Origin of the sequence: Prevotella sp. E15-22 (genome assembly GCF_023204875.1) — a bacterium.
Classification (GTDB): Bacteria; Bacteroidota; Bacteroidia; order Bacteroidales; family Bacteroidaceae; genus Prevotella.
Genome location: NZ_CP096247.1, coordinates 737,732 through 757,916, shown reverse-complemented (window position 1 = coordinate 757,916; position 20,185 = coordinate 737,732). Strand labels below are relative to the sequence as shown.

Sequence of the window (20,185 nt, the reverse complement as noted above, 5' to 3'; positions counted from 1 at the left end):
TTTACGCTATTTTCTATAACTCTTTTTGATACCAACCTGCTGCCCATTTATACTAATTGAATAGTTTGGTGGTGTTGTCGTCTTTCTTTGTAGTTTTGAGTCCCCCCCATTTTCCTCTAACATTTGTCTTGCAACTTTATTATCTTCTTTTATCTCATTTATTTCCGTTTTCAGTTCCTGAATGCTACGAATAAGAAGTGGCACTAATTCTATGTAGTTAACATTTAAATAACCATCCGGACCTTCTTCTACCAACTCTGGAAATAATTCTTGTAATTCTTGAGCTATTACACCATAATGTATCTTTTTTGAGTCCACACCCAGATTCTTTGCGGCTTCTTCATACGCAATTGAGTCAGGTATGTTTTGTAGAAACATTTTGGGAGAATAATTAAACGATACAACATTAATATTAAGTAATCTATCAAGTGTAGGAAATGCGGATTCGCTTAGGGAAAAAACATTATCCTTTAATCGTTTATCCGATAATTGATGAATCTGTGTCGCAGTTAGTGTCCCATTCACACAAGTATTTCCATAAAAATAGCCCGCATACTTACCAGGGACAAGATAACCTAAGATATCCATAGTTGATCCCATTATGCCTGCGCCACTGGTACACGAACTACTTAAATCACCCGCCACGCCATAAGTCATTGAGCTAGAAGGATTATTTGCACGTCCATATACACCACAACTCACTGCGCCACCGTTTCCTGATAAAATAGTGGATTTGCCAGCTACACCAATATTATATCCAGAACTACGAGTAGAAGATGCACCCAGTTGTATGTATCTACTATTCAAGAAATCATCAAGACCTGCTCTTGTAGAACCGTCATACTTAACTTCTAGCTGTGCATTTGAAATAATTGCAACACACACAAACACGATTAGTAATAATACCTTTTTTTTCATAAGTTAAATGTTTTTGGTTATTAATATTAGAAAAAATTTTTTGCAAATATAAAATAATAATATCGAACTAAAGGAATTTATTTAAAATATTTAACAAAATTAAACAGCATTAACACTCAGCATTAACACTACTCTCTTTTTGACAAGAAAACAAAGTAGAAAAATATTTTGCTGCACAAAAAGATTTATGTAACTTTGCACGGATATTTTGATAACGCTTAAACAATAACATAAAAAAAACAAAAGCAAATGAAAAAACTTTTTCTTTTTGCCGTAATGGCTGCAGCAGCCTTTACAGCACAGGCCCAGAACATTCAGTTGCACTATGACTTCGGCCGTAACATCTACACTGGCGAGGAGGCTAACCGCCAGAAGGTGACCGTTACCCTGGAGCAGTTTAAGGCCGACCAGTGGGGTTCGTGGTTCTACTTCGTCGACGTAGACCTGAGTCGCCACTTCACCGAGAGTGCCTACACTGAGATCTCTCGTGAGATTAACCTGGGCAAGGACCTTCCCTTTGCTGCACACGTGGAGTATGATGGCGGTCTGAGCAAGACTGGCAGTTTCCAGCAGGCTGGCCTCATCGGTGGCGCCTATAACGGACACACCGCTGACTTCTCAAAGACTTGGTCTGTACAGCTCATGTATAAGCAGTACTTCAAGAGCTACGACAATACTCATTCTTATGCCAGCGCCCAGCTCACTGGCGTATGGGGCATGAACTTCCTCAACGACAAGCTTCGCTTTGCAGGCTTTATTGACTTCTGGCGTGGCGAAAAGGCCAATGGTCATGGCTGCATGGTGATTCTCTCAGAGCCTCAGCTGTGGTATAACATCACACCAAACCTGGCTGTTGGTACTGAGTGGGAGTTCTCGAACAACTTCGTTTTCAACAGCGATCCCACCAGCGACAAGACATTCTTCTTCAACCCCACACTGGCTTTGAAGTGGAATCTCTAAGGAGATACAGAAAGATATAAAAAAAGAACAGGGGAACCGCCAATTGCGATTCCCCTGTTTCCTTTTTTTAAAACCTTATATAATATTACTCGAAATACTCGATGGTACGGGTCTGCTCCATGTCGCGGCCCATCATGCTGGTCTTGCGGCTGATCCAGTTGCCCTTGGCGTCATACTTGTAATCGGTATACTTCATCTCCATCTGCTGGCCACCGAAGTTCATTGACTGTGTATCCACAGCACCCTTGTCGTTATAGGTGTAGGTGGTGGTTACGTCGTTGCCCATCATGTTCATGCTCTGGCTCACAACCTTGCCATTCTGCCACTTAAAGGTGATGGTGGTCTCGTTGCCCTGCATTGACATCTTGGCCGACTGGATATAGCCGTTGGCATCGTAAACAATACTAGTCATGCCGTCGCGCTGCATCTTGCCATCCTGACCAAAGATAGTCACCTGCTCACGCCCCATGTTGGCCTGAGTAATCTTCTTCACTGCACCCTGAGCCTCGTTGGCCTCAACGTCGTGGAACTTGGTTTGTGCCTGCATGGCAAATGGCATTGCCATCAGAGCGATTAACATCAAAATCTTTTTCATTGTTTTTGGTTTTTTTAAATAAAGAGGTTAATGTAATTAGTAAACATCCTTTAGACGAAGCGAACAACATAAGGATTAATTGGAAAATGCACTTTTTTCAAAAAACGTGGTTAGAAAATCAAATTATGTGGTATGAATAAGCGTTTTTAATGTACCTTTGCAGCGAAAATATTGAGACTGACTTAAAAGAAACATTCAATGAACAAAATAGGCAAGCCGCATTTTTTTGCCGTTGACCTGGGAGCAACCAGCGGACGTACCATTGTGGGACACATCGAAGAGGGACAGTTGATTCAGGAAGAAGTGACACGCTTCCCCAACAACCTCATAGAGCAAGGTGGCCACTACTATTGGGACATCCACGCCCTTTACTTCGAAATGATTCGTGGACTGAAAGAGGTGGCTCAACGCAAGCTCAACATAACGTCGATAGGCATTGACACGTGGGGCGTAGACTTCGTATGCATAGGCGAAGATGGTGCTATTCTACGCAACCCGCGTGCCTATCGCGATCCCATCACCTTCGAGGCCATGGACAACTATCTGCAAGAGGTGGCCACGCGTCGCGAGGTGTATGACGTGACTGGCATCCAGTTCCTCAACTTCAACAGCTTGTTTCAGCTCTATGCCATGCAGCGCGAGGGCAATGCGGCACTGAAGCACGCCAAGAAGATTCTGTTCATCCCTGACGCGCTGTCGTGGATGCTGACTGGCGAGATGGTGTGCGAATATACCATCGCCTCGACGAGTCAGATGCTGAACCCAAGAACCAAGGACCTGGACGAGAAATTGCTGGCATCAGTAGGACTCGACAGAGATATGTTTGGACGCATGGTGATGCCTGGCACCGTTGTTGGCACACTGACAGAGGAGGTGCAGCGACTGACAGGACTGGGAGCAGTGCCTGTGGTGGCAGTGGCTGGTCACGACACGGCATCAGCAGTGGCTGCCGTGCCTGCCAAGGACGAGCAGTTTGCCTATCTGAGCAGTGGCACATGGAGCTTGATGGGCATCGAAACCAAGGAACCCATCATCAGCGACCTGAGTTTTGAGCGCAACTTCACCAACGAGGGGGGCATTGAGGGCACCACACGTTTCCTGAAGAACATCTGCGGCATGTGGCTGTATGAGCGCTGCCGACTGGAATGGCCTGAGGAGGTACGCCAGCTGTCGCACCCTGAACTGCAGGGGCAGGCCATGACCGTGGAGCCGTTCCGTTCGCTCATCAACCCTGACGATGCAGCCTTTGCGGCTCCAACAAGTATGATTGGTGCCATTCAGGACTACTGTCGCCAGACGCATCAGCCTGTGCCTGAGACGCCTGCCGAGATCTGTCGCTGCATCTTCGACTCGCTGGCCCTGCGCTATCGCCAGGTGTTCGAATGGCTGAAAGATCTTGCATCTTCCAACGAGCACCTCTCAACGCTTCATATCATTGGCGGCGGCAGTCTGAACAAGTATCTGAACCAGTTTACGGCCAACGCCACTGGCGTCACTGTATTGGCTGGCCCTCAGGAGTGCACGGCCATTGGCAACATCATGGTGCAGGCCAAGGCGGCTGGCTGTGTGAACGACATCTGGGAGATGCGACGCATCATTGCCAACTCGACCGAGATGGTGAGATACACGCCTGAGGACAAGGAGACATGGGACAATGCATATAACAAATATCTAAATATAACTAAGAAATGAAAGCAGAACTAATAGAAAAGGCATATGCCGTAGCGAAAGACCGCTACGCTGCCATTGGCGTTGACACTGACGCCGTACTGAAACAGCTGCAGGCACAGCAGATTTCGCTGCACTGCTGGCAGACGGACGATGTGGTGGGCTTCGAGCGCAACGAGGCACTGAGTGGTGGCATCCAGACCACTGGCAACTATCCTGGCCGTGCTCGCAACATTGACGAGGTGCGCCAGGACATCGAGTTTGTGAAGACGTTGCTGGGCGGCAACCACCGTCTGAACCTGCACGAGATCTATGGTGACTTCGGCGGCAAGTTCGTTGATCGCGACGAGGTGGGCGTAGAGCACTTTGAGAGTTGGATGCAGTGGGCCAAGGAGAACAACATGAAGCTCGACTTCAACTCAACATCGTTCTCGCACCCCAAGAGTGGCAACCTGACGCTGAGCAACCCTGACAAGGGCATTCGCGACTTCTGGATTGAGCACACCAAACGATGTCGTCGCATTGCCGACGCCATGGGTAAGGCACAGAACGACCCTTGTATCATGAACATCTGGGTGCACGACGGCTCGAAGGACATGCCCGTGCAGCGCAAGAAATATCGTGAGATTCTGGCTGCTTCGCTCGACGAGATCATGGCCGAGAAGCTGGACGGCGTGAAGAACTGCTTCGAGGCGAAGCTGTTTGGCATCGGACTGGAGAGCTATACCGTGGGCTCGCACGACTTTTATACGGCCTACTGCGCCACACGTAAGCAGATGTACACCCTGGACACTGGTCACTATGAGCAGACGGAGAACGTCAGCGACTTCGTATCGACCCTGCTGATGTACGTGCCTGAGCTGATGCTGCACGTGAGTCGCCCTGTGCGCTGGGACTCTGACCACGTGACCATCATGAACGACCAGACACTGGACCTGTTTAAGGAACTGGTGCGTGCCGACGCCTTGGACCGTGCACACGTGGGACTCGATTATTTCGATGCCAGCATCAACCGCATTGGTGCCTATATCATTGGTGCTCGCGCCACTCAGAAGTGCATCCTGCAGGCCATGCTTGAGCCCAAGGAACTGCTGCGTCAGTACGAGGACAATGGTCAGTACTTCGAGCGTCTAGCCCTGATGGAGGAGGCTAAGTCGATGCCTTTCGGCGCTGTGTACGACTACTTCAACCTGAAGAACAACGTGCCCGTGGGCGAGGAGTTCATCGCTGCCATCCAGCAGTACGAGCAGAACGTCACGTCGAAGCGATAACCAAAAACAACACGATACAATGACTAAAAACAGTTCTTTGAAGAGCACACTCGCTGTGTCTCTGAACAACTACTTGGACGCAGGCGCCATCGTGGCTGGCTCGAGTGGCATCACGCTGTGGCAGAACTACCTGGGACTGAGCGAGATGCACCTGGGATGGCTCAACGCCTTGAGTGCCAACGCTATGGGTGCTGCCATCGGTGCCATCATCGGTGGCTTCCTGGCCGACAAGTTTGGACGAAAGTTTATCTTCACCTATAACCTCCTGGTCTATATGCTGGGCATGCTCATCGTGATGTTCTCGATGAGCTATCCCATGCTGCTGGCTGGCTTCCTGGTGACGGGCATCTCGGTGGGCATTGGCGTGCCTGCCTCGTGGACGTATATCTCGGAGTCGTCGGAGGTAAACAACCGTGGCCGTAACATCTGTATCTCGCAGATGTCGTGGGGCATCGGTCCGATGCTCATCCTGTTCTTCGGCATGCTGTTCGCACCTGGCGGCTATCTGTATGCACCTGTGGAGTCGCTGGCGCACGCCGTGATTGGTGCCGATGCTGCGCAGGCGGCTGTCGAGGTGTTCTCGTCGCGCGTGGTGTTCTTTACCCTCTTTGTGGTGGCATTCGTGGCATGGACACTGCAGCGTCAGTTGCAGGAGAGTGCCGAGTTCGAGGCTAACAAGGAGAAGGACAAGAGTGGTATTGTGGAGAACATCAGGATGCTGTTCACCAACAAGGTGGCTGTGCGCTCGGTGGCTTTCCTGGCCACCATCTATCTGACGTGGAACCTGGTGGCTTCGGTGATGGGTTTCTTTATGCCGCATGTCTATGAGACGGCTGGCGGACTGAGCAACGAAACGGCCAACATGCTGAGTTGCGTGAGTTGGGTGTTCGTGGTGGTCACCACGTTTATCATCTCGTTCTATGTGGACAAGGTGGCACACCGTCTGTTCTATATCTTCGGACTGGTGGCTGCGCTCACGGCATGGCTACTGGTGATTGGCGGCAGTGTGACGAGCATCGCTGGCATCTGGGTGTTCACCATCCTGTGGGGACTGAACAACGGCAGTTCTGTGCAGGTGTTCTATGCGCTGTGGGGCTCAGAACTGTTCCCTGCAAAGTTTCGTGCTGGCGCGCAGGGCCTGATGTTCTTCATCGTGCGTGGCCTGTCGGCCGTTTGGGGACTGGTATTCACGTTTATCTATGGTGAGAACGGCGAGGGCTTCACGCTGGCAGCCTACTGTATGGTGGCGCTGTTGGTTGTTTCGCTGGTGGTGGGACTCATTGGTATGCCCAACACACGTGGACGTTCGCTGGCCGACATCACCAAGGAGCGCTACGGCGATGAGTACTAAGAAGCATTAAGTCAAACGTTTTTAACAGATAATGCGTTTTTTCGAGCAAAATATTTGGACGGCTCGAGAAAACGCATTATCTTTGTAGCACGTATAATAAAACAATAACTAATTATGAAGAACAGACTATTACTTTCCGTCTTGGCAATCGTCTTTGCCATGAACGTTTCTGCACAGGAAACAAAAACCTATCCTCACGCATTCGTTGGTGTACAAGGTGGTGTTATGAGAGCCTGGAACGGTCAGGGCGTAGACCGCAAATGGAACCCTATGGCTGCCGTGTCGCTGGGCTATAACTTCACAAGCGTGTTCGGCATGAGACTGCAAGCCAACGGTAGTACTTGGAAAGCGAAGTTGGACGACGGCTCGGAATACAAGAGCAAGGCTGCCAACATTGACCTCGACATGATGTTCAACCTGACAAACCTGCTGTTTCCACGATCAAAGAATTTCGTGAATGTCATCGCCATTGCTGGCGCACCATTCAATATCGCCATTCCACACGCATGGGTGGACAACTATGCCTATGCCACCGCTGAGGGCAGCGACCGCTGGAACACAGCCTGGAAGGTGGGCGGTATGATTGACTTCGACCTGGCTAAGCACTGGGGCTTCAACCTGGAGGCTGGCACCAACTATGTGCGCCAGAAGAACAAGGTGCTGGCCGACAACAACAAATGGTGGCCCTATGCCATGGCTGGCATCACCTATAAGTTTGGCCACAAGAAGGGGGCCAAGGAGCAGCCTGCAGTGGTTGAAGAGCCTGTGATGGTTGAGAAGAAGGCTGAGCCCGTGGCCGAGAAGAAGCCTGCCGTGGCTCCACAGCCTCAGCCCAAACCTGAGCCAAAGCCTGAGGTGAAGCCCGTGGTGAACAAGCCCGTGAAACTGACGCAGAACATCTTCTTCGACCTGGCTAAGGCTGACATCAGACCTGATCAGGCTGGCAAGCTGGACGAGGTGGTGGCATGGGCCAACAAGGTGGCTAATGGCGACATCGTGCTGACAGGCTATGCCGACAGCAAGACGGGTACGCACAAAGTGAACAAGGCTATTGCCAAAAAGCGCGCCAACACCGTGAAGGAGGCTCTGGTGGCTAAGGGCATCAACGACAAGCGCATCAAGGTGGTGGTGGTTGGCGACAAGGAGCAGCCTTTTGCCAACAACGACGACAACCGTGCCGTTATCGTGATGGGCAACTTCGAGTAAGTGCTCACCAACAGACAATAACAAGGCCCCGTTGCTTCACAGCGACGGGGCCTCTTTCTATGAATTAATAGTTATATTATTTAGTAGTTTGTTTTTCTGCTTATCTGGGCAGGTTGAAGGCCTTGGTCATCTCCTTCATCTGCTCGTCGCTCATGCCCTCGGGCTCGAAGCCCATGCACTTGGCGTTGATATAGATCTTAGCACTCTTCGAAAGCACGTCGATCTGGTCGAAGGCGTCCATCACATCGGTGCCCTTGGCAAAGACGCCATGCTTCTCCCACATCACCACGTCGTAGTCTTCCAATTCCTTCAGCGTGGCATCGGCCAACGCGTTTGAGCCTGGCAGGGTGTAGGGTACGATGCCCAGTCCCAGCGGACAGAAGGCCTTGGTCTCAGGAATCATGCTCCATAGGATCTTTGTGAGCACATCTTTGCCCAGGAACGCACGGTTGTGACTCATGGCCACCAACTCGATGGGGTGCGTATGAACGGTGGCCTTATAGCCAGAGTTGGTCTCAATCTGACGGGCATGGACGGTGAGGTGACTGGGCAGCTCGCTGGTGGGCATCACGGCATTGTCGGCAATGATGACATACGAGGCGCAGTCGTCAAGGATACGGATGACCGAGCCATTGTCCATAGGCCAGCGGGCCAGGTCGCGCATACGCTTGCCAGTGCCTTTGCAATAGAAATAACAGCCTTTAAGGGCGGGCAGCGTCACCCCAATCTGCTTGACATCGCTGATAGGCGCCATGCTGCGAATCTCATCGTCAACGTACTCTGTGATGTTCACGGTGATATTGCCGCCATTGCGCTCGGCCCAACCATTCTGCCAGAGGTAGCCGGCCACCTCTGCTATTTTTTCAACTTCCGCCTTTAAGGCAGGACGTCCATCCAAGATACTTTTCATAGTTGTATAATCAAAAACTTCTGCAAATTTATAGTCATTTGGGGAATTACGGCACAATTATTTGATTTTTAACCCGCAATTTATGATTTTATGTGTAATTTCTTTGTTCTTTACATAATAATGGCTATCTTTGCAGACAATAAACCGCAAAAAATTATGAGTGTTTTAGACAAACTTTTTGAGGCTGTGCCCTACGAGCAACTGTGGCAGTGGGGACTCACGTTCTGCAAGAACCTGATTGTGGCAGCCATCGTGTATTTCCTGGGTCGTTACCTGATTAAGGTGCTCATCAAAGTCTTCACCAAAATGCTGCAGCGCAGTAAGGTGGACACCACGCTCTACACCTTCCTCAACAGCATCATCAACGTGGTGTTGTGGTTTGTGCTCACCATTATCATCGTGGGCATCCTGGGCATCGAGACATCGTCATTCATCGCCTTGTTTGCATCGGCTGGCGTGGCCATCGGTATGGCCTTGAGCGGCACGTTGCAGAACTTTGCCGGTGGCGTGATGATCCTGCTGTTCCGTCCGTTCAAGGTGGGCGACTTCATCGAGGCGCAGGGCTATGCTGGCATCGTGAAGGAGATTCAGATTTTCAACACCATCATTCGCACGGGCGACGCACAGATCATCCTGATTCCAAACGGTTCGCTGAGCAGCGGCACGATGAAGAACTCGTCGAAGGAGCTCTATCGCCGCGTGGACCTGGAGTTTCAGTTTGAGTATGGTGCCGACTACAACGAGGTGAAGAATGCCATCCTGGATATTCTGCAGAAGCATCCCAAGGTGATGCAGGGTCCTGTGGACGACTCGCCCATCGTGGCTGCGCCATGGATTGGACTGAGCAACCTGGGCGACAGCGGCGTGACAGTGATCACCCGTTCGTGGTGTAAGGGTCCTGACTACTGGGAGGTGTACTTCAACCTGAATGAGACGGTATACCAGATGTTGAAGGAACGCGGCTTCATGTTCCCCTTCAACCGCGTTGACGTGAACATCCTGAACAACAAGTAAATCCTACGGATTTCGCCTGTTGTTACGACATAGGGAAAAACCAAGAACAAATTGATTGATTTCTTGGTTTTTCTCTTTGTTTTTTTGTAACTTTGCGACGAAAGTCGCGAAGTTACTCCGTCTCGGAAGAAAAAACAAATGATTTTGTTTTGTTCTTCGCTCGACTTTTCGTAACTTTGCAGGCAATGAATGAGAACGTGATTATTGCAGATGCCAACTTTGTTGATAAAGTGGCATTCGACTTGATAGTTAACTTTGAGAGAATGCTCGAAAGGCGCATACCACAGGCAGACATGGCACGATGGGCAGAGTGTATTGCGCTGGACGGCGGACTGCGCGAGGGTGACCACCAGACGGTGGTAATCCTGACGCACGACAAGGAGCAGACAGAGATGAAGAACTTTGCCCCCGGGAAGTTTGCCGAGGAGCTGGAAGGCATGGCTTTCAAGGGCAACCTGGGCGAGTTTTGCTTCAGCACACCCAACGGCGAGGGCTTCGTTGACAAGGACGAGTTGTTTATGGACACCCTGCAGACTGTGCTGCAGCAGAAGGACGTGAAGCGCGTGATGGTGATCCCTGACGAGGCTCATTATGACGAGGTGCGCAGCATCCTCCGCAAGATGGACGACGACGAGAAGCGCATCACCGTGTTTGCCATGCAGCCTATGGCTGGCGGCAACTTCCGTCAGGAGATTCTTGGTTATTCGCTCATGGCGGCCCTGGGTATTAAAGGAGAAGAAATAAAATAAAAAGAAATATGAGTAGAGTATTAATGATTGGCGCTGGTGGCGTCGCTACAGTAGCAGCATTCAAGATTGCACAGAATGCTGACGTATTTACGGAGTTTATGATTGCAAGTCGCAGAAAGGCGAAGTGCGACAAGATAGTTGAGGATATCCATAAGGCTGGTTACAAGCTGGACATCAAGACTGCCCAGGTGGACGCCGACGATGTGGAGCAGCTGAAGGCGCTGTTCAACGACTACAAGCCTGAGCTGGTGATCAACCTGGCCCTGCCCTATCAGGACTTGACAATCATGGATGCTTGTCTGGCATGCGGATGCAACTATCTGGATACGGCCAACTACGAGCCTAAGGACGAGGCTCACTTTGAGTACTCATGGCAGTGGGCTTATCGCGAGCGCTTCGAGAAGGCTGGACTGACAGCCATCCTGGGTTGCGGTTTCGACCCAGGTGTGACTTCTATCTACACCGCCTATGCTGCCAAGCATCACTTCAAGGAGATTCAGTACCTGGATATCGTTGACTGTAACGCTGGCGACCACCACAAGGCTTTCGCCACCAACTTCAACCCAGAAATCAACATCCGCGAGATCACACAGAAGGGCTTGTATTGGGAAGATGGCAAGTGGGTTGAGACGGAGCCCCTGGAGATTCACAAGGACCTGACCTACCCAGAGATTGGTCCTCGCGACAGCTACCTGCTGCACCACGAGGAGATCGAGTCGCTGGTGATCAACTATCCCACCATCAAGCGTGCCCGCTTCTGGATGACCTTCGGTCAGCAGTACCTGAAGCACCTGGAGGTGATTCAGAACATTGGCATGAGTCGCATCGACGAGGTGGAATACGAGGCACCATTGGCCGACGGCAGTGGCAAGACCGTAAAGGTGAAGATTGTGCCCCTGCAGTTCCTGAAGGCTGTACTGCCTAACCCACAGGATCTGGGCGAGAACTACGAGGGACAGACCTCTATCGGCTGCCGCATCCGTGGTATCGGCAACGACGGCAAGGAACATACCTATTACGTATACAACAACTGCAGTCACCGTGCCGCCTACGAGGAGACTGGCATGCAGGGCGTGAGCTACACCACTGGTGTGCCTGCCATGATTGGTGCCATGATGTTCTGCAAGGGTCTTTGGAACACCCCAGGCGTTCACAACGTAGAGGAGTTCGATCCCGATCCATTCATGGAGCAGCTGAACAAGCAGGGCCTGCCTTGGCACGAGATTCACGATGGTGATTTGGAATTATAATAACTAATGTATATCAACTATGGCAAAGAAAGAAGAAACAGAACAGTTGACTCCGCAACAGGAGAAAATGAAAGCTCTGCAGGCTGCCATGTCGAAGATCGAGAAGGACTTTGGCAAAGGCAGCATCATGCGCATGGGCGAGGAAAAGATAGAGAATGTTGATGTGATTCCTACTGGCTCAATCAGCCTGAACGCTGCCCTTGGTGTGGGCGGCTACCCAAAAGGACGCATCATCGAGATATATGGTCCGGAGTCATCTGGTAAGACTACACTGGCCATCCACGCCATTGCCGAGGCACAGAAGGCAGGCGGCATTGCAGCGTTCATCGACGCAGAGCATGCCTTCGACCGCTTCTATGCTCAGAAGCTGGGTGTGGACATCGACAACCTGTATATCTCGCAGCCAGACAATGGTGAGCAGGCACTGGAGATTGCCGATCAGCTGATTCGCTCGGCTGCCATTGACATCATCGTCATCGACTCTGTGGCAGCCCTGACACCTAAGAAGGAGATTGAGGGCGACATGGGTGATTCGGCCGTTGGTCTGCATGCCCGTCTGATGAGTCAGGCCCTGCGTAAGGTGACCTCGACCATCGCCAAGACCAACACCACTTGTATCTTCATCAACCAGTTGCGCGAGAAGATTGGTGTGATGTTTGGTAACCCTGAGACTACCACTGGTGGTAACGCCCTGAAGTTCTATGCTTCTGTTCGTCTGGACATCCGCAAGGTGACCACCCTGAAGGACGGCGACCAGCCCATTGGCAACCAGGTGCGCGTGAAGGTGGTGAAGAACAAGGTGGCTCCCCCTTTCCGCAAAGCTGAGTTTGAGATTACCTTCGGCGAGGGTATCTCGAAGATTGGCGAGATTGTGGACTTGGGTGTAGAGTACGAGATCATCAAGAAGAGCGGTTCGTGGTTCTCATACGAGGACTCGAAACTGGCTCAGGGTCGCGACGCAGTAAAAGCACTGCTGAAGGATAACCCCGAGTTGTGCGAGGAGTTGGAAGCCAAGATTATGGAGAAGATCAAGGACAATCAGTAATACACCTATTATATATAATAAAAGAATCCCGCCCTGTAAAGAGCGGGATTCTTTTTTATGCGGTTTATACGATTCGTTATTTTTTCACGCTGGTGACCAGATGCAGGCTGCTGTCGAAATAGACACAGACATAACTTCTGCCAGGGTTGTTATACACCCAAGTAAAGTGTTTGCCGTCTGAGCCTTTATGGGTGGGCTCGCCTAATGCCAGGCGTACCTCGTTCTCGGAATAGCCAATACGAACGATGCTCTTCTGGATATCGTTCATATGCTCTTTCTTCACGCCATCGAGTTTCAGAGGATTACCCATGGCGAAAAGGTTGGAGAACGACTCCTCGTGCTGACCGTCAATATCGCCAATGACACTGGCGCTGCGAAGCATGACCTCCTTGGTATACTCTCTGCCAGAGCCTACGCCGCGAAGTGTCAACTTGACAGTTTTCCGGCCACGCACGGCCTGAACGTCTTTAACCACAAAGGTAGACAGACGCGCCACCTGTGCTGTACGGCCATTGGCATCGGCCATGGCTGTAGAGAAAAGGGTGTAGACCTCCTGACCAATATATTTCTGATAGACCTTGCTGGCTGCCATGTTGTCAGAGAGCAATTCGAAGGCACCCTTGAAAGTGTGGATTACCATGTTGCTAATCTGATACTCATCATTACGCAGGCCACTATTGGTGCGACTGATAGCTACATTCTGGTAGAACTCACGGCCACTCTTGTCGGCAACAATTACTTTAACAGGGAAATTACGTGTTCCAACGCCTATAGCCTTGACCTGAACTTCGGTACCTACGGGGACGTCTTTGATGGTCTCGAAGCCGTCGCCATTGAGCTGTGTGTCAACATAATACTCGCTGGCAAGTGTGAAGAGCGTGGTATCTGTGAGCAACTGGCGGGCTACATCGACATCGCCCAGATAGGCCAGCGTGGGAATGCCCAGAGGACCATGGCAATAGTCGTCGAACGACAGTGTGGGTACTTCGTAATAATATTCCTTGCCGTCGTCCTCGCAGTTGAAATAGATGCGCTCATGCAGTCCTCCGTGGTTATTATCATGTCCCTTATAGGTCATAATCATATGGCGGAGCTTGGAGCTGGGCACCATCATACCCGTGGAGGCATCGGCAAAGGTCTTAATGACCATATCCTTCTTGTCGGGAATGACCATAAAGCGCATGCCCTCCTGCCAGTCGCACAGACTGACAAAACGGAAATTCTTTTCGAAAAAGTCCTGAGGTTCGGACTCCTGAATGGGTTCGTCAGACTTAGAATCCTCGGCCACAGCCACCTTCTTGGCTCCCTTGGTCTTCACAATATAACCGTGTCCGTCGCTCTGAGCCTGAGTAGTCGCCATGACAAACGAGCCCAACAAACACATCAAAAATCGTTTCATATCTCACAATTTTAGATTAATCCGGATGCAAAGATACAATTTTTTTTTATACTTATGACAAAATGGCGCGATAAATGGACGTTTCATGCAAAAAAAAGTATTTTTGGCACACGCTTTGCTATTTCATCATCGGAAACATTTAACGATAACAATTAAAATATATATATTATGGGAAAGATTATTGGTATTGACTTAGGTACAACAAACTCGTGTGTATCAGTATTTGAAGGCAACGAGCCTGTCGTTATAGCAAATAGCGAAGGTAAGCGTACAACGCCTTCTGTAGTAGGTTTCGTTGAGGGTGGCGAGCGTAAGATTGGCGATCCCGCCAAACGTCAGGCTATCACCAACCCCAAGAACACCGTATATTCAATTAAGCGTTTCATGGGTGAGACATGGCAGCAGACCGAGAAGGAGATCTCACGCGTACCATTCTCTGTAGTTAACGAGGGTGGCTATCCACGTGTTGACATCGACGGTCGTAAGTATACTCCTCAGGAAATCTCGGCTATGGTGCTTCAGAAGATGAAGAAGACCGCTGAGGACTATCTGGGTCAGGAGGTGACTGAGGCCGTTATCACCGTGCCCGCATACTTCTCTGACTCTCAGCGTCAGGCTACGAAGGAGGCTGGTCAGATTGCCGGTTTGAACGTACGTCGTATCGTGAACGAGCCTACGGCAGCTGCCCTGGCCTACGGTATTGACAAGACCAACAAGGATATGAAGATTGCCGTGTTCGACCTCGGTGGTGGTACTTTCGATATCTCAATCCTCGACTTCGGTGGTGGTGTGTTCGAGGTGCTCTCTACCAATGGTGACACACACCTGGGTGGTGACGACTTCGACCAGGTGATCATCGACTGGCTGGTACAGGAGTTCAAGAACGACGAGGGTGCCGACCTGAAGAGCGATCCTATGGCTATGCAGCGTCTGAAGGAGGCTGCCGAGAAGGCTAAGATTGAATTGTCAAGCACAACATCTACTGAGATTAACCTGCCCTACATCATGCCCGTGGGTGGTGTTCCCAAGCACTTGGTGAAGACCCTGACACGTGCTAAGTTCGAGCAGCTGGCCCACAACCTGATTCAGGCTTGCTTGGTGCCCTGTCAGAACGCCGTTCGCGACGCAGGCATCTCTACATCAGATATCGACGAGGTGATCCTCGTGGGTGGTTCAAGCCGTATCCCTGCTGTGCAGACACTGGTGAAGAACTACTTCGGCAAGGAGCCTTCAAAGGGTGTGAACCCCGACGAGGTGGTAGCCGTTGGTGCTGCTATCCAAGGCGCTATCCTCAACCAGGAGACTGGTCAGGACATCGTGCTGCTCGACGTTACTCCTCTGACCTTGGGTATCGAGACCCTGGGTGGTGTGATGACCAAGCTGATCGATGCTAACACCACTATTCCTTGCAAGCAGAGTCAGGTATTCTCTACCGCTGCTGACAATCAGACAGAGGTGACCATCCACGTGCTGCAGGGCGAGCGTCCTATGGCTTCTCAGAACAAGAGCCTGGGTCAGTTCAACCTCACCGGCATCGCTCCCGCCCGTCGTGGTGTGCCTCAGATTGAGGTGACCTTCGACATCGACGCCAACGGTATCGTGAAGGTATCTGCCAAGGATAAGGCTACCGGTAAGGAGCAGGCCATCCGCATCGAGGCTTCATCTGGTCTGTCACAGGACGAGATCAACCGCATGAAGGCTGAGGCTGAGGCCAACGCAGAGAACGATAAGAAGGAGCGTGAGCGCATCGACAAGATGAACCAGGCCGACTCTATGATTTTCCAGACCGAGACCTTCCTCAACGAGAATGGTGACAAGCTGGGTGCCGACAAGGCCAACGTAGAGGCTGCCGTTAATCAGTTGAAGGATGCTCACAAGGCAGGTGACGTTGCAGCTATCGACACTGCAATGAACAACTTGAACCAGGTGATGAACGCCGCTACTCAGAAGATGTACCAGCAGGCTGGTGCTCAGCCCGGTGCCGACGCCGGTCAGCAGCAACAGCAGCAGACCAACACTCAGGACGACATCCAGGATGCCGACTTCGAGGAGGTCAAGTAAAGTGCAAGCCGAAAGCAATGCCATGCTTGCATGAGCATAGCCGAGGCGCAGCCTTTATTCGACGAAGTCAAGTAAAGTGCAAGCCGAGAGCAATGATAAACGAATCGGTGTAACTCATTGAGTTGCACCGATTTTTATTTTAGTTAAACTTTGTGTATTTGGCACGTTGCACATACCCCAACGAGATATCATCGGCTTATTTTATATAAATATGATGTTTACGAGTGGTAAATATGATGTTTACGAGTGGTAAATATGATAGTTACATGTGAAAAGTATCATCAATACAGATATACAGATATACAGATGAAATTTAAAAACTCTACGCGTACATGCGTGCGCATGTACGCGAATAACTCTTAGAAAACATCTGTATCATCTGTATCTGTATGTTTGGTCTCCTGCGCTATGATGCTGCGAATTACTGTGGCAAGTGCGGTAAGCTGCTGTTGTGTCATTGTTCTAGTTTTGTTAATTTGATTTTTAATATTTTTTTCAATGTGCGAAATTAATAATTATTTTTGTAGGTATCTGACATAAGTGACACACAAAGATAAAAAATGCGAGGCAAAACGTAAACAATTAAGATTTTTTAATAGTTTTCGTGGCTCAAACGCAAAAAAAAAAAATGTTAAAAGGAAACGAATTTCTATGATACGCATTATTTTGGTTGTCCTCACATTTATTGTATCTTTCAAGGGGATATGGGGCCTTTCACAGAAATATGTTATGAGTACCATGATTATGAAACAGGGAAAAGAATCCTTTTTGAAAAAGGACGGAGAGCTTTGATTTCGGAATATGATTTTAAAAATTGAGTAAACAACTTCGTAAGTCACTCAACAAGTGACACAGTGATAGTACATTGACACTTTAGATTCCGTATATAGGAAGCAATTGGAATATAAATCTTAGTCCCTATACTTTATTTCTCTGAATCGCTGCTGTAGTTCTTTTATGCGATCTATCAGCATGTCGTAGGGTAGTGAGTCACCATATATGAAGTTCTGTTGCATACTGGTATAGTCACGTCGCAGACTATCTTCAACCTCTGATGGTGGAACAAATGAAATCGTTGAGGGTTGATGACTTTTATAATCAAGTCCACTCCAAGCAGTAAATTTACTCCGATGCTCCACAATGTCATTATAGAGCTGGCTATCGTTCATAGCTTCTTTTGCAAATGGCTTGTCCATCATCTTCTCAATATCATAAAGATGCCTGGTCAGGCGTTCTAAGTGCGTGCAACCATTGGGGCGATTGAACTCCTCGTGCAAAAGAAATGCCTTTTCCAAGAATGTCCGTCCCGGTAATACTGTTGGAACAGGGAATGGGGCTTCTGCGAAAGGCTCGTTAGCATATTCCTCTGCAATCATCGAACGCATGGGAATCTCCTTAAATGGCTCTCGCATGGAACGACAACTTATCTCCAACTTCACCCGTTTATTGATATATGGATTGATGGAGGGAAGCACAGATTTGTATTCTATAAAGAGTTCCACCGGGTCTTTATCTGACTCCTTGACAGGCGGGACTACAACATTGATTTGGTCTGCCAGCCCTAATTCACCAAGTTGATTTGCGAGAGTTGGAGCAAGTGTTTCCTCGATATACTTCTTCGAGGTCCTGCGTAATTTGTCGCGTTGGTTTTTGCCTAAATCTTTGGCAAAGCCGAAAAACTCACGATCGATTGCGAGATCAATATCTTCACTGAACCTGTCAATAAGGTTCCAGCCTTTACTCAAACTAGTTCCTCCTTTAAATACAATGCTTTTTCGTACGGGCAATGAGAATAGAGCTTTTAGGACCATGCTGACCCAAAAGTCCTTTTCTATTGCGATAACGTCAAGCTTCCGTTTCTCCCTGACGTTTTCAAGTATCACCTGACGCTCACTGATGTCAAGGTCTGTCCATAACTGCTGTCGTTTCATTCCTTATACCTCATTATAATTATGAATACAGAGGAGCCAGTTTCTTTCTAATCCAAGCTGGTGCTTTTAGAAAGTCAGCTTTGATTGCCTCTTTGTCATCTTTTGATAATATCTCTATAATCCGAGTTGCCATAGTATCATCTACATTCGCAGCCCCAAGATCCCTCATGGCCGTAATGGCCAAAGGGAACAAGGTACTTTGGAATGAGAACATCTTTGGTACGGCCCGTTTCAGAGTGATGATCTGATTACCAACTTTTATTGTGCGTGGTGTTCCATTGGTGATGAACACTGCGTTGGTAGGAATCTGAGTAGATAAGCCCAATTCGTTCAACGCCATGGCACCTGAAGGAATCACCTTTGCATGGTCTTTTCCTGCTACAGCCTTGGCAATTTCATACGGGGTAGGCTTAACAATGCCAAACCGAGTTTGCTTGGGGTAGAGATATAGTCCTTGGGTCAATCGCACAAGCATACCTTCCTCTTCCAGCCTTGACAACACTCTCGTAACCAACGAGTCGTTGTTCAAGTCGGCAAAATCGCTAATGGTGTACATCTTATTTTCACCACCTGAAACGATGCGATTCCGTATCTCCTTTGATAGTATCTGGGGCATACAATTATAATTAATCCTTAAATTTCTGTCCGAAATTAGATATTTTTTTCGGAACAAACAAGAAAAAGCATGGTATTTTTGCATTTTTGTCCGAAATTAGACGCTTTTTTAAGACTTATTGACTATTCCGATGCATTTATATTGGTTTTCTTATCTCTATTTTGAAAAAATGTATACCTTTGCCGATGGTTATTAGATGTTTGCTACAAGGATGCTTTTATGCATTTTGCAACATTGAAACGCCAAGCTCACGCAAATAGTTGTAAATCAATGAATGTCAAATTCGAGGAGGAAAGAAAATATTTGTGAAATAAAAAATGAGATTGTCCACTTGGACAATCTCATTCTTTTTTTCGATACTTATTTATTTGATGAGTTTCTTCACTGTCTTGACAAGCGAGGCGGAAGGCTGAGTCTCTGCGGTGGGAGTCAAGAACCAGCGAACGGTCCACGAAAGGCTCTCGCCAGGCTGCAACAGCTTATAGGCACCCTGGCTCTCAAGTTCGATGAAACTCTTGCCGCGATTCACATACACCTGAATCTCGGCCTCGCCAGGAGCAGGTTCGCCAGCCTTCAGATCGTCGAAGGCCTTGACCAACAACAGGCCATTGCCTGCGAAGGCCAGCCAGCCCTTACCGTCGGCATTGATCTTACGATTCTGCTGAGCGTCGTCGGTGGCATACCATGAAGCACCGTTGGCCTCCGTGAAGGTCATCAGTCCTGTAGGCCAGATGCTATCAACAACCTCGAAGAAGATGAGTCCGTCGGCATTGGGCACACGGGTAATCTCCCAAGGTGCAACGCTGCGGGCCTCACTGCCCTCGTTCTTGATAGAATAGGTGACCACAAACGAACCATCCTGCTTGCCCAGAGAGAAGTCCTTGGCCACACTCATTCCCAGGCGCTGCGACGGGTTGCTGGCGATGACCAAGCGTTTGTCGCTCTGCTCCTTCACCTGATAGGGCTGCTTGTCAAACTCGCTCACAGGGGGCCAGTTCCACTCCTTCTGCGGACTTGTCCAGAACGTGCTACCGAATGACTCGGGGAAGCGCGATTGTGAGATAACCTCCTTGTCGTCGTATTTGAGCGACAACACCTTACCACCCTTCTGGGTGTCGATGGCGATAGCGGCGTGGCCACTCTTAAGTGTCACGATGCCATCCTCAGCCTCGTTCCTGTCTGCCCATGCCGACAGGGCAAAACCTGTCAGCAGGGCTATGAAACAGAATCTCTTCATCATG

General features: G+C 49.4%; 17 protein-coding genes. 10 read left to right on the top strand and 7 right to left on the bottom strand.

Going from position 1 to position 20,185, the window contains the following annotated elements; all coding sequences use genetic code 11:
- Positions 1-6: 6 nt before the first annotated feature.
- Positions 7-918 (bottom strand): tail fiber domain-containing protein, encoded by a 912-nt coding sequence (locus tag M1D30_RS02850; protein ID WP_248506059.1) that lies wholly within the window; start codon positions 916-918, stop codon positions 7-9.
- 249 nt (positions 919-1,167) lie between these two features.
- Between M1D30_RS02850 and M1D30_RS02845 the strand changes: the two genes are divergently transcribed.
- Positions 1,168-1,878 carry a DUF5020 family protein gene (locus tag M1D30_RS02845; protein WP_248506058.1) on the top strand — a complete coding sequence of 237 codons (711 nt, stop codon included), beginning with the start codon at positions 1,168-1,170 and terminating at the stop codon, positions 1,876-1,878.
- 85 nt (positions 1,879-1,963) lie between these two features.
- Here M1D30_RS02845 and M1D30_RS02840 read toward each other — a convergent pair whose 3' ends face one another.
- Complete coding sequence (locus M1D30_RS02840; RefSeq protein ID WP_248506057.1) at positions 1,964-2,473, bottom strand: hypothetical protein; 510 nt, start codon at positions 2,471-2,473, stop codon at positions 1,964-1,966.
- A gap of 198 nt (positions 2,474-2,671) precedes the next feature.
- Here M1D30_RS02840 and M1D30_RS02835 point away from each other — a divergent pair, with 198 nt between their 5' ends.
- From M1D30_RS02835 to M1D30_RS02820, 4 genes are all read left to right on the top strand, one after another.
- A complete protein-coding gene (locus tag M1D30_RS02835) occupies positions 2,672-4,165 on the top strand; it encodes a rhamnulokinase family protein (protein WP_248506056.1) in 1,494 nt (497 codons plus the stop codon).
- Positions 4,162-5,412 carry an L-rhamnose isomerase gene (locus M1D30_RS02830; protein WP_248506055.1) on the top strand — a complete coding sequence of 417 codons (1,251 nt, stop codon included), beginning with the start codon at positions 4,162-4,164 and terminating at the stop codon, positions 5,410-5,412. Before M1D30_RS02835 ends, M1D30_RS02830 begins: the two co-directional genes overlap by 4 nt.
- Positions 5,413-5,431: 19 nt before the next feature.
- Positions 5,432-6,763, top strand: coding sequence for an MFS transporter (locus tag M1D30_RS02825; protein WP_248506054.1), 1,332 nt, complete (start codon positions 5,432-5,434; stop codon positions 6,761-6,763).
- 114 nt (positions 6,764-6,877) lie between these two features.
- Positions 6,878-7,969: an OmpA family protein gene (locus M1D30_RS02820; protein ID WP_248506053.1), complete on the top strand. Its 1,092-nt coding sequence runs from the start codon at positions 6,878-6,880 to the stop codon at positions 7,967-7,969.
- A 100-nt stretch (positions 7,970-8,069) separates the two neighbouring features.
- Here M1D30_RS02820 and rhaD read toward each other — a convergent pair whose 3' ends face one another.
- Entirely contained in the window at positions 8,070-8,879 is an 810-nt protein-coding gene (gene rhaD / locus M1D30_RS02815) for a rhamnulose-1-phosphate aldolase (protein ID WP_248506052.1), read from the bottom strand.
- A 156-nt stretch (positions 8,880-9,035) separates the two neighbouring features.
- On the opposite strand from rhaD, the gene M1D30_RS02810 reads away from it, so the two are divergent.
- From M1D30_RS02810 to recA, 4 genes are all read left to right on the top strand, one after another.
- A complete protein-coding gene (locus M1D30_RS02810; protein WP_248506051.1) occupies positions 9,036-9,893 on the top strand; it encodes a mechanosensitive ion channel family protein in 858 nt (285 codons plus the stop codon).
- Positions 9,894-10,078: 185 nt separating this feature from the next.
- A complete protein-coding gene (locus M1D30_RS02805; protein WP_248506050.1) occupies positions 10,079-10,642 on the top strand; it encodes a DUF6621 family protein in 564 nt (187 codons plus the stop codon).
- 8 nt (positions 10,643-10,650) lie between these two features.
- Positions 10,651-11,892, top strand: a complete 1,242-nt coding sequence (locus tag M1D30_RS02800; protein WP_248506049.1) for a saccharopine dehydrogenase family protein — start codon at positions 10,651-10,653, stop codon at positions 11,890-11,892.
- Between the two features lie 19 nt (positions 11,893-11,911).
- Positions 11,912-12,937, top strand: coding sequence for a recombinase RecA (gene recA / locus M1D30_RS02795; protein ID WP_248506048.1), 1,026 nt, complete (start codon positions 11,912-11,914; stop codon positions 12,935-12,937).
- Positions 12,938-13,013: 76 nt separating this feature from the next.
- Here recA and M1D30_RS02790 read toward each other — a convergent pair whose 3' ends face one another.
- A complete protein-coding gene (locus M1D30_RS02790) occupies positions 13,014-14,336 on the bottom strand; it encodes a hypothetical protein (RefSeq protein WP_248506047.1) in 1,323 nt (440 codons plus the stop codon).
- Positions 14,337-14,504: 168 nt separating this feature from the next.
- Between M1D30_RS02790 and dnaK the strand changes: the two genes are divergently transcribed.
- Positions 14,505-16,397 (top strand): molecular chaperone DnaK, encoded by a 1,893-nt coding sequence (dnaK, locus tag M1D30_RS02785; RefSeq protein WP_248506046.1) that lies wholly within the window; start codon positions 14,505-14,507, stop codon positions 16,395-16,397.
- Between the two features lie 911 nt (positions 16,398-17,308).
- Here the strand turns inward: dnaK and M1D30_RS02780 are convergent.
- The 3 genes from M1D30_RS02780 to M1D30_RS02770 all read right to left on the bottom strand — a co-directional run bounded on the left by M1D30_RS02780 (position 17,309) and on the right by M1D30_RS02770 (position 20,184).
- Positions 17,309-18,328 (bottom strand): nucleotidyl transferase AbiEii/AbiGii toxin family protein, encoded by a 1,020-nt coding sequence (locus M1D30_RS02780; RefSeq protein WP_248506022.1) that lies wholly within the window; start codon positions 18,326-18,328, stop codon positions 17,309-17,311.
- 19 nt (positions 18,329-18,347) lie between these two features.
- Entirely contained in the window at positions 18,348-18,944 is a 597-nt protein-coding gene (locus tag M1D30_RS02775) for a DUF6088 family protein (RefSeq protein ID WP_248506020.1), read from the bottom strand.
- Between the two features lie 364 nt (positions 18,945-19,308).
- Positions 19,309-20,184: a DUF4380 domain-containing protein gene (locus M1D30_RS02770; protein WP_248506019.1), complete on the bottom strand. Its 876-nt coding sequence runs from the start codon at positions 20,182-20,184 to the stop codon at positions 19,309-19,311.
- Position 20,185: the final 1 nt, after the last annotated feature.